Raw genomic sequence first — 10407 nt, forward strand, 5'->3', positions numbered from 1 at the left:
CAACCCCGCCGCCCGGGGCCCGGGGGGGGGGGGCCAGGGGCCCCCGGCCGCCGGAGCGGCCGCGCCCGACGACGGTTTCAGGATTTACTTATTTGCCTTCTGGAAGCGCTCCAGCTGCTCGTTGCCGCGCTTGACGGCAGCGTCCAGACCTTCCTTGGCGCTCTTCTTGCCGGCCCAGACCTGCTCCATTTCCTCATCGATGATGGTGCGGATCTGAACGAAGTTGCCCAGGCGGATGCCGCGCGACTTGTCGGTGGTCTTGCGGATCATCTGCTCGACCGAGACATCGGTGCCGGGGTTGGCCTTGTAGAAGCCGCTCTTCTCGGTCATCTGGTAGGAAGCCATCGTCAGCGGCAGGTAGCCGGTGCGCTGGTGGCTCTTGGCAGCTTCCTCAACCTTGGACAGGTGAGCGAAGAACTGGGCCACGCCCTTGTACTCCTCGGCCTTCTTGCCGGACATGACCCACAGGCTGGCGCCGCCGATCACGGTGTTCTGCGGTGCACCGGCCACATCGTGGTAGTAGGGCAGGGTGGAGATGCCGAAGGCGAACTTGGCATTGCGCTTGGTGTTGCCGTACAGGGCCGAGGAGCCGGTGGTCATGGCGCACTCACCCGACACATAGGTGGCGTCGGCCGAGTTGCCGCGGCCCTTGTAGACGAACAGGCCCTGCTTGGCCATGTTCGACAGGTTCTCGATGTGGCGCACGTGCAGGGGCGAGTTGAAGGCCAGGCGCGTGTCGGTGCCGCCGAAGCCATTGCCCTTGGTGGCGAATTCCACGTTGTGCCAGGCGGAGAAGCTCTCCAGCTGGGTCCAGCTCTGCCAGCGGGTGGTGAACGGGCACTTGTGGCCGCTGGCCTTCAGCTTGGCGGCCACCAGGGCCACTTCAGACCAGGTCTTGGGCGGCTGGTTGGGGTCAACACCGGCAGCCTTCAGCGCGTCCTTGTTGTAGTGCAGGACGGTGGTCGAGCTGTTGAAGGGGAAGCTCAGCATCTGGCCGTTGGGGGCGGTGTAGTAACCGGCCACGGCAGGCACATAGGCCTTGGGATCGAAAGCCACGCCGGCCTTCTTCATCACCTCGCCCACGGGCACGATGGCGCCCTTGCTGGCCATCATGGTGGCGGTACCGACCTCGAAGACCTGCAGCACATGCGGCGCATTGCCGGCGCGGAAGGCGGCGATGGCGGCGGTCATGGACTCGTCGTAGCTGCCCTTGAAGGTCGGAACGATCTTGTAGTCCTTCTGGCTCGCATTGAAGTCCTTGGCGAGGTCATTGACCCATTCACCCAGGGCGCCACCCATGGAGTGCCACCACTGGATTTCGGTCTGGGCCTGGACGTTGCTCGCAAGACCGGCGGCCAGCAGAGTGGCGGCCAGTTGCAGGGACTTGGTCTTGATCATTGTCGGGGGTGCTCCGTAATTCGAAGTAACTTGGTTGCCGGCAATCGGACTTTTGCGGCTGCGCGCAGCCTATTTGACAATTGTGACAGCCATGTTGTGACATGGACGCGACATGGGGGCAATAGGGCCGGGCCCTGGCCTGGTGCCGAAATCGGCTGTAATTCGTGCGCGAATGCGTCATCTTGGTGCGATTTGGCGGCAGGAACAAAGGCCTATGCCACGGCGGGCATGCTGCGCTGCGGTAGGATTTGCAGCCTGACGCCTGGGAGTGACGCGTGCTCCAGTGCCAGGGGCCACAAGCCCCGCGGCGTCTGCCCCACCCGCCTGCCAAATTCCAGCTCGCCGGAAGTCCCTGAGGGATTGCCAGCCAACCGAGGGTGCGCACAGCGCCCGGTCGCCATGAATGCACCGCATCAGCCGATGCCTGTTCCCGCCGCCCTTGCCAGCTCGCTGGCGCCAGAGCATGTCAGCGACGCGCCGCGTCTGCGCGAGATCCCCTACAACTACACCTCCTTCTCCGACCGGGAGATCGTGATCCGCCTGCTCGGGTCCCGGGCCTGGGAGCTGCTGAACCAGCTGCGCCAGGAGCGCCGCACCGGCCGCTCCGCCCGCATGCTCTACGAGGTGCTGGGCGATATCTGGGTGGTGCAGCGCAACCCCTATCTGCAGGACGATCTGCTGGACAACCCCAAGCGCCGCGCCCAGCTGGTCGAGGCCCTGGAGCATCGACTGGCCGAGGTGCAAAAGCGCCGCGACCCCGGCACCGACCCCCAGCGCGACGCCCTGGTGGGCGAGCTGCTGAGTGCCGCGCGCAGCGCGGTGCAGGAATTCGCCAGCCTGTTCGAGCGCACGGCCGAGCTGCGCCGCCGCAGCGTCAAGCTGCTGGGTCGCCACACGGCCAAGGACAATATCAAGTTCGACGGCATGGCCCGGGTGGCCCATGTCACCGACGCCACCGACTGGCGCGTCGAGTACCCCTTTGTGGTGCTGACCCCGGACACCGAGGCCGAGATGGCCCAGCTGGTCAAGGGCTGCATCGAGCTGGGTCTGACCATCATCCCGCGCGGCGGCGGCACCGGCTACACCGGCGGCGCCGTGCCCCTGGTCTGGAACAGCGCCGTCATCAACACCGAGAAGCTCGAGGCCCTGCGCGGCGTGGAGATGCTGCAGCTGCCGGGCCTGGACCGCCCCGTGGCCACCATCTTCAGCGAGGCCGGCGTGGTCACGCAGCGCGTGGCCGACCTGGCCGAGCAGCATGGCTTTGTGTTCGCGGTGGACCCCACCTCGGCCGAGGCCAGCTGCATCGGCGGCAATATCGCCATGAATGCCGGCGGCAAGAAGGCCGTGCTCTGGGGCACGGCCCTGGACAATCTGGCCTCCTGGCGCATGGTCACGCCCGAGGCCAAGTGGCTGGAGGTGCATCGCCTGAACCACAATCTGGGCAAGATCCATGATGTGGAAGTGGCCAGCTTCGAGCTGCGCTACTTCGATGCCTCGGGCAAGAAGCTGGAGCGCACGGAGCGCCTGGACATTCCCGGCCGCGTCTTCCGCAAGGAAGGCCTGGGCAAGGACGTCACCGACAAGTTCCTGGCCGGCTTGCCCGGCATCCAGAAGGAAGGCTGCGACGGCCTGATCACCAGCGCGCGCTGGGTGGTGCACAAGATGCCCGCCCACACCCGCACGGTCTGCCTGGAGTTCTTTGGCAACCCCAAGGACTGCGTGCCCTCCATCGTGGACATCAAGGACTTCATGTTCGCGGAGGCCAAGAAGCCCGGCGGCGCCATCCTGGCCGGCCTGGAGCATCTGGACGACCGCTATCTGAAGGCCGTGGGCTATGCCACCAAGAGCAAGCGCGGTGGCCTGCCCAAGATGGTGCTGATCGGCGACATCGTGGGCGACGAGGCCGACGCCGTGGCCCGTGCCACCTCCGAGGTGGTGCGCCTGGCCAATGGCCGCTCGGGCGAGGGCTTTGTGGCCATCAGCGCCGACGCGCGCAAGAAGTTCTGGCTGGACCGCAAGCGCACGGCTGCCATCTCCAAGCACACCAATGCCTTCAAGATCAATGAAGACGTGGTGATCCCGCTGGAGCGCATGGGCGAGTACACCCTGGGCATCGAGCGCATCAATATCGAGCTGAGCCTGCGCAACAAGCTGGCCCTGGTGGACGCGCTGACCGCCTGGTTCGAGCGCGGCAATCTGCCCCTGGGTCGCAGCGACGACGCTGGCGAGATCCCCAGTGCCGAGCTGCTGGAAGACCGCCTGCAGCAGGCTCTGAGCCTGCTGGCCGAGGTGCGGGCCCTCTGGCAGGGCTGGATGGAGGGGCTGGATCTGCCCCGCGGCGAGGAACGCTCCTTCTTCGACCAGCTGCAGGACCACAGCCTGCGCGCCTCCTGGAAGACGCAGATCCTCAAGCCCCTGCAAAGCATCTTTGCGGGGGGCGCTTTCGCGCCCATCGTGGACGAGGCCAGGCGCATCCACAAGGAGGTGCTGCGCGGCCGCGTCTGGGTGGCCCTGCACATGCACGCCGGCGACGGCAATGTGCACACCAATATCCCGGTCAACTCCGACAACTACGAGATGCTGCAGACGGCCCATGAGGCCGTGGCCCGCATCATGAAGCTGTCGCGCTCGCTGGGTGGCGTGATCTCGGGCGAGCATGGCATTGGCATCACCAAGCTGGAGTTCCTCTCCGGGGCCGAGCTGGCGCCCTTCGCCGACTACAAGGCGCGCATCGACCCCGAGGGGCGCTTCAACAAGGGCAAGCTGCTGCGGCCCGAGGCCTCCACCCATGGCACCTTTGCCGATCTGACCAATGCCTACACCCCGAGCTTCGGGCTGATGGGGCATGAGTCCCTGATCATGCAGCAGAGCGATATCGGCGCCATTGCCGACAGCGTCAAGGACTGCCTGCGCTGCGGCAAGTGCAAGCCGGTCTGCGCCACCCATGTGCCGCGCGCCAATCTGCTCTACAGCCCGCGCAACAAGATCCTGGCCACCTCGCTGCTGGTGGAGGCCTTCCTCTACGAGGAGCAGACGCGCCGCGGCGTCTCGATCAAGCACTGGCAGGAGTTCGAGGACGTGGCCGACCACTGCACGGTCTGCCACAAATGCGCCAGCCCCTGCCCGGTCAAGATCGACTTTGGCGACGTGACCATGAATATGCGCAACCTCTTGCGCAAGATGGGCCAGAAGAGCTTCCGCCCCGGCAATGCCGCGGCCATGCTCATGCTCAACGCCACCAATCCTGAGACCATCAAGCTGGCGCGCAGCGCCATGGTGGGCGTGGGCTTCAAGGCGCAGCGTCTGGCGCATGACCTGCTCAAGGGCTTTGCCAAGAAGCAGACGGCGGCGCCGCGCGCCACCGTGGGCACCGCGCCCATCAAGGAGCAGGTGATTCACTTCATCAACAAAAAGCTCCCCGGCGGCCTGCCCAAGAAGACCGCCCGCGCCCTGCTGGACATCGAGGACAAGGACTACGTCCCCATCATCCGCAACCCCCAGGCCACCACGGCCGAGACCGAGGCGGTGTTCTACTTCCCCGGCTGCGGCTCCGAGCGTCTGTTCAGCCAGGTGGGCCTGGCCACCCAGGCCATGCTCTGGCATGCCGGCGTGCAGACCGTGCTGCCCCCGGGCTATCTGTGCTGCGGCTATCCGCAGCGCGGCTCGGGCCAGTTCGACAAGGCCGAGAAGATCATCACCGACAACCGGGTGCTCTTCCACCGCGTGGCCAACACCCTGAACTACCTGGACATCAAGACCGTGGTCGTGTCCTGCGGCACCTGCTACGACCAGCTGCAGGGCTATGAGTTCGACAAGATCTTCCCCGGCTGCCGCATCGTGGACATCCACGAGTACCTGCTGGAGAAGGGCATCACCCTCGAATCCAAGCAGGCCTATCTCTATCACGACCCCTGCCACAGCCCCATGAAGCTGCAGGAGCCCATGAAGACGGTCAAGGCCCTGGTCGGCCCCGAGGTGGTGAAGAGCGAGCGCTGCTGCGGCGAGAGCGGCACCCTGGGCGTGACCCGGCCCGACATCTCCACCCAGATCCGCTTCCGCAAGGAGGAGGAGCTGCGCAAGACCGAGAGCCAGCTGCGCGAGAGCGGCAAGGTGGGCGCCCAGGAGAACCTCAAGATCCTGACCAGCTGCCCCAGCTGCCTGCAGGGCCTGAACCGCTACGGCAACGATCTGCAGAACGGCCTGCTGGAGGCCGACTACATCGTGGTCGAGATGGCGCGCCAGATCCTGGGGGAGAACTGGATGCCCGAGTACGTGGAGCGCGCCAACCAGGGCGGCATTGAGCGCGTGCTGGTGTGACGTATGCCGCAGCGCCTGTCAAAGGGCGCTGGTAATCTGCGGGGGTCGCAGTACAGAACAAGCAGGTCCAGCATGACAGCCCATTCCGCCAAGGTCGGTCTCGACCAGCGTCGCGGTTTGCTGCTCGCCGCCCTTGGGGCACTTGCCGCCCCGCATCTTGCCCTGGCGAGCTCGGAACGCTTCAAGGTGGCCCTGATCCTCAAGGCCATGCGCAATGAATTCTTCATGCTGATGGGCGAGGGGGCTCGCGCGCATCAGGCGCGGCGCAAGTCCGACTACGAACTCACGGTTGAGGGTATCGACGGCGAGACCGATGTGGCCACCCAGGAGCGCCTGGTGGCCAAGGCCATCGAGCGGCGGGTGCAAGCGCTGGTGATCGTGCCGGCGGACTCCAATGCCCTGCTGCCCGTGCTGCTCAAGGCGCTCAAGGCCGGCCTGCTGGTCGTCAATCTGGACAACAAGCTGGATGATCGCGCCCTGACCACGGCCGGCGTCAGCATTCCCTTCGTGGGCCCCAGCAATTTTCTGGGCAGTCGCACCGTGGGCGAGCATGTGGCCAAGCAGCTGCCGCGCGGCAGCGCGGTGGGCATCATCGAGGGGCCGCCGGGCTCCATCAATGCCAAGTCGCGCAGCGACGGTTTCCGTGCCGCCATTTCCGCTACCGGCCTGCGGCTGGCGGCGGTTCGTTCCGGTTTCTGGACCCGCGAACTGGGCCACGCCGCTGCGCTTGAGCTGCTGCGCCTGGCGCCCGACATCAAGGCCCTCATGTGTGGCAATGACAATATGGCCCTGGGGGCGGTGCAGGCCCTGAAGGAACTCAAGCGCAGCGCCGATGTGCTGGTCTCGGGCTATGACAACATCCCGTCCATCCGACCGCTGATTGCCCAGGGCGCCGTTGTGGCCACGGTGGACCAGTTTCCGGCCAAGCAGGCCGAGTACGCGCTCGACGTCGTGCTCAAGGCCTTGCAAACGGGGACCCGCCAGGCCGAACTGCCCAACATCATCCAGTCGCCGGTCCAGCTGGTCACCCGGACATGAGTCTCCTCGGGCGCCTGATCGGCTCCGCGGCGCTGCTGGGTGTGCTGTCGTCTCCGGCATGCGCTGCGCAACAACTCCAGATCTTCGCGGAAGCGGACCCCCCCTTCATCGAGCTGCGCGATGGCCGGCCTGGCGGCCCCTATATCGAGGCCTTGCAAGCCCTGCTCCAGGCCCATGGCGTGAGCCTGCGCGTGACCCTCATGCCCAGGCGGCGCATCGCTGCCACCCTGCCCAACAGTCCCGGCAGCTGCGGCCTGGCGCTGAACTTTTCGCCCGGCGAGGCTGAGACCATCAGCTATGTGGCCCGGGTGGCTCCGGTGAAACTGGCCGTCTACGCCCTGAAGGGCGCGCCGCCGGTGCGCAATATCGAGGACCTGCGGCCCTACCGGGTGGGGGCCGTTGAAATCGCGGATCTGAGTGACCTGCTCGGCGCCGCTGATATCGGCTACGAGCCCGTCTCCCCCGTGGCCCAGCGTGTCGGCATGCTGCAGCGCAAGCGCTTCGACTACCTGCTCAGCGACGAGCGGCCGGGCATGCTGGAGGGCCAGGGCGAGCCTCAGGTGCAGCGCGTCTTTGTGCTGGCGCAGGTGGACCGCTGGCTGGCCTGCCACCCCGGTCTTGCTCCCGCCCTGCTGGGCAGCTTGCGCCAGGCCCTGCAAGAGGGCTTGTTCGCCGAGTCCGTGCGCCCGGTCTGGGCACGGGCTGGCCTGGGTCGCTACTACGAGCGGGTGCGGCAGGAGTGGGAGCTGATTCCCAAGCCCCCCGCCGGCTACGTTCCCCGCAGACCGCGCTGACCAGGGCCTGCGCCGCCCGCTCCCGCTCAGTCCGCCGACAGCTTGCGCTCCCGGATCAGGGCATGCCAGCTGCGCTGCTCCTGCTCGATGAAGCGCGCCAGGCTGGCCGCGTCGCTCGGGGCCACCTCCAGCCCGAAGTCCTCCAGCTTGGCCCGGACCTCGGGCGTGCTGATGGCCTTGTGCATCTCGGCCGTCAGGCGCTGCACGATGGGCTCGGGCGTTCCCTTGGGCACGAACAGGCCCTGCCAGGCCGCCACATCCACGCCCTTGAGTCCCAGCTCCTGCATGGTGGGCACCTCGGGCAGGGTGGCAATGCGGCGCGGGCTCAGCACCGCCAGGGCCTTGAGCTTGCCCGAGCGGATGTGGGGCAGGCCGGCGGCCGTGTCCAGAATGCCCATGGGCACCACGCCCGCGATCAGGTCCTGGGTGGAGAAGGCCGTGCCGCGGTAGGGCACATGCACGATGAAGCTGCTGCTGCGCTCCTTCACCAGCTCCATGGCCAGATGGTGCGGGCTGCCCACGCCGGGTGAGGCATAGCTGTACTTGCCCGGGTTCTTCTTGACCTCGGCCAGCCACTGCGCGCCCGAGCTGAAGCCCGCCGCCGGATTGACCACCAGGATCAGCGGGAATCGCGCCATAAAGCCCACCGGCGCCAGATCGCTGGGCGCATAGGGCAGCTTCTTGTACATGGCGCTGTTGAAGACCATGGCCCCGTTGTCCCCGGTGGCGATGGTGTAGCCGTCGGCGGCGGACTTGGCGGCCGCATCGGTGCCGATGATGCCGGCCGCCCCGGGGCGGTTCTCGATCACCAGGGTCTGGCCCAGCTGCCGGCCCAGCTGTGGCGCCAGCTGGCGCGCCAGGAAGTCCGAGCCGCCGCCCGCCGGGTAGGCCACGATCCAGCGTATGGGCTTGCTGGGCCAGGCCGCCTGCGCCTGGCTGGCCGCGGGCAGCAGGCCGGCCATCAGGGCGGCGCCCAGGGCCAGCAGGGTGCCGCGACGGGCCGCGGACGGGGAGGGGGCAAAGCGATGTGTGGCACTCATGCGGTTCCAGTCCTCATGCAGTCATCATGCGAATAGCGAATACAGTGAGCTCATCTTAGATCTGCATCCCGGCCCCATGACATCCGTACCGACCCCTTGCCCCCTGTGTCAGGACAGCGGCGGTCTGCTCATCGCACAGACCCCGTCCTGGCGCGTCGTGCGCGTCACCGATACCCCCGCCTTTCCCGCCTTCTACCGCCTGATCTGGAACGCCCATGTGGCCGAGTTCAGCGATCTCGCCCCCGCCGAACGCCAGGACTGCATGGAGACCGTGGCCCGCATCGAGCAGCTGCTGCGCCAGCAGCTGCGGCCCAGCAAGATCAATCTGGCCAGCCTGGGCAATGTGGTGCCGCATCTGCACTGGCATGTGATCGCCCGCTTCGAGGACGACAGCCATTTCCCCAACCCCATCTGGGGCCAGGCCTTGCGCGAGCCGCGCGTGGACCCTGCGCTGGACCTGGACGCGCTGGACCGGGCCCTGCGCGCAGCCCTGGGGTAAGTCCGCCTGTCAGGTCTTGCAGGGTGGGCGATTGGCGCACGAACAGCCTTCCTACACTGCGCCGACATCGCGACGGCCGCATCAGGTCGGCGCGATGCCGGCCCCCTGAGCACCCTGCCGGGGGCTGGACGGCCGGCGGTCCACGCGACCGCCGTTTTCATCCCGGTGGGCACGGAATCCCGCCGGGCGCTCATCTGGAGACCTCAGCATGTTGCGTTTGAAATCCACCGGCGCCTTCCTGGCGCTGGGCATGGTTGCCCTCAGCCCCGCCCTGGCCGGCATCTCGGCCCAGGACATCGACAAAGCCGCAGAACCCGCGCACACCGAGCGCAGCGACCGCCTCATCATCAAGTACCGCGACGGCAGCACCCTGGTGCAGCAGTCCGGCGGCGGCATGGCCCTGCAGGCCCGTAGCGTGGCCGCCGATCGCCTTGAAAGCCGTGCCGCCCGTGCCCAGAGCCTGGCCGCGCCCCTGGGGGCCCAGCTCCGCGTGCTGCGGCAGATGGGCACCGGCGCCCATGTCTTCAAGCTCGACCGCGCCCTCAGCCTGGAGCAGTTGCGCCAGCTCTCGGCCCAGCTCAAGGCGGCCGATGTCGATATCGAATATGCCGAGCCCGACCGCATGATGTACCCGCTGCTCACCCCCAATGACAGCAGCTACGCCTCGCAGTGGGATCTGTTCGAGGCCACCGGCGGCATCCGCGCCCCCGCTGCCTGGGACCGTGCCACCGGCACGGGCGTGGTCGTAGCCGTCATCGACACCGGCATCCGGCCCCATGCCGACCTGGCCGGCCAGACCGTGGCCGGCTACGACATGATCACCCAGACCTCCATCGCCAACGATGGCAACGGCCGCGACGCCGATGCCAGCGACCCCGGCGACTGGACCGCCGCGGGCGAATGCGGCGTGGGCCGCCCGGCCACCAACTCCAGCTGGCATGGCACCCATGTGGCCGGCACCATCGCCGCCAAGACCAACAACGCTCTGGGCATCGCCGGCATTGCCTTCAATGCCAAGGTGCAGCCCATTCGCGTGCTGGGCAAGTGCGGCGGCTACACCTCGGACATTGCCGACGGCATCACCTGGGCTTCGGGCGGCAACGTGGCCGGCGCCCCGGCCAACACCACACCCTCCAAGGTGCTCAACCTCTCCCTGGGCGGCGGCGGTGCCTGCGACACCACCACCCAGAACGCTGTCAATGGCGCCCGAAGCCCAGGTGATGCCGTCGGCAATGTCCGAGGTGTAGCCGCCGCACTTGCCCAGCACGCGAATGGGCTGCACCTTGGCATTGAAGGCAATGCCGGCGATGCCCAGAGCGTT

7 protein-coding genes are annotated in these 10407 nt (G+C 67.3%); 5 read left to right on the plus strand and 2 right to left on the minus strand.

The annotated features are described in order from the left end of the window. Positions 1-84: 84 nt before the first annotated feature. Positions 85-1398: a sn-glycerol-3-phosphate ABC transporter substrate-binding protein UgpB gene (gene ugpB / locus ACK5F2_RS04900; RefSeq protein WP_409863194.1), complete on the minus strand. Its 1314-nt coding sequence runs from the start codon at positions 1396-1398 to the stop codon at positions 85-87. Between the two features lie 420 nt (positions 1399-1818). Between ugpB and ACK5F2_RS04905 the strand changes: the two genes are divergently transcribed. From ACK5F2_RS04905 to ACK5F2_RS04915, 3 genes are all read left to right on the plus strand, one after another. Continuing rightward, the gene (locus ACK5F2_RS04905) at positions 1819-5715 is read left to right on the plus strand and encodes a DUF3683 domain-containing protein (RefSeq protein ID WP_409863195.1); all 3897 of its coding nucleotides are present in this window, start codon (positions 1819-1821) and stop codon (positions 5713-5715) included. 72 nt (positions 5716-5787) lie between these two features. Then, positions 5788-6753 carry a substrate-binding domain-containing protein gene (locus ACK5F2_RS04910; RefSeq protein WP_409863197.1) on the plus strand — a complete coding sequence of 322 codons (966 nt, stop codon included), beginning with the start codon at positions 5788-5790 and terminating at the stop codon, positions 6751-6753. Beyond that, the gene (locus ACK5F2_RS04915) at positions 6750-7547 is read left to right on the plus strand and encodes a hypothetical protein (protein WP_409863199.1); all 798 of its coding nucleotides are present in this window, start codon (positions 6750-6752) and stop codon (positions 7545-7547) included. The genes ACK5F2_RS04910 and ACK5F2_RS04915 overlap by 4 nt, the downstream gene beginning before the upstream one ends. A gap of 26 nt (positions 7548-7573) precedes the next feature. Here the strand turns inward: ACK5F2_RS04915 and ACK5F2_RS04920 are convergent, their stop codons facing one another. Beyond that, on the minus strand, positions 7574-8587 hold the full coding sequence (locus tag ACK5F2_RS04920) for a Bug family tripartite tricarboxylate transporter substrate binding protein (RefSeq protein ID WP_409863201.1): 1014 nt from the start codon (positions 8585-8587) through the stop codon (positions 7574-7576). Between the two features lie 76 nt (positions 8588-8663). Between ACK5F2_RS04920 and ACK5F2_RS04925 the strand changes: the two genes are divergently transcribed. Then, positions 8664-9086 (plus strand): HIT family protein, encoded by a 423-nt coding sequence (locus ACK5F2_RS04925; protein WP_409863202.1) that lies wholly within the window; start codon positions 8664-8666, stop codon positions 9084-9086. Positions 9087-9294: 208 nt separating this feature from the next. Next, positions 9295-10407, plus strand: a 1113-nt coding sequence (locus ACK5F2_RS04930; protein ID WP_409863203.1) for a S8 family serine peptidase, incomplete at its 3' end; no start/stop codon positions are given.

Origin of the sequence: Roseateles sp., assembly GCF_046300915.1 — a bacterium.
GTDB lineage: Bacteria > Pseudomonadota > Gammaproteobacteria > Burkholderiales > Burkholderiaceae_C > Kinneretia.